The following is a 551-nucleotide window of genomic DNA, read 5'->3' as shown; positions in this document are numbered from 1 at the left end:
CTGAATAGCACTAAGTTCAGCTGCAGTTAAAAAGTCTCGATTCGTTTCCGCGAGAGGGACTTTGTATTTCTTATAAGGGGTCTTTTCAATTAAGTCCATTGATATCTTTAGAGTAGCCTTTAGCAAGTTTTTCGTGCATATTCTTCAAATAGTAATCGAATACCTTGAGGATTCCTTCGCTGTCTTCAATGTTTCGTAATCTGTTTTTAATGGCAATTACATCAAAATCTTCTCCTGCAGATCTAAGTTGGTTATAGTGATCCTGAATTTCATTTTGAATTTTGTTTAATCTGTTATTCAGAATGCGGGCTCTTTCATTTCTTCCGATGAAATGTTGTCCAGCTTCATCCCAATTATCAGGATGACAATAGATGCCGGTAGAAAGTTCGACACGTTTGGATTCTAAAGTAAATCGTACATAGACAGGAATTTCTCCATTACTTTTCTTTCTTGCTTTTTTCACAATGAAGTTAATCGTTAATCTTATCTTTTCTCATTTTTAGGGTTAAAGAAAAAACTAGTCTCGATTATTGCTTAAAAGTACCCTTTTC

General features: G+C 34.5%; 1 protein-coding gene. It reads right to left on the bottom strand.

What is annotated here, in order from left to right:
- Positions 1–85: 85 nt before the first annotated feature.
- The gene (locus D1614_RS24755; RefSeq protein ID WP_162304628.1) at positions 86–463 is read right to left on the bottom strand and encodes an Arm DNA-binding domain-containing protein; all 378 of its coding nucleotides are present in this window, start codon (positions 461–463) and stop codon (positions 86–88) included.
- Positions 464–551: the final 88 nt, after the last annotated feature.

The sequence above is a fragment of the Maribellus luteus genome (assembly GCF_003576475.1).
Lineage (GTDB): Bacteria > Bacteroidota > Bacteroidia > Bacteroidales > Prolixibacteraceae > Draconibacterium > Draconibacterium luteum.
This window is presented reverse-complemented; position numbering and strand designations above follow the sequence as displayed.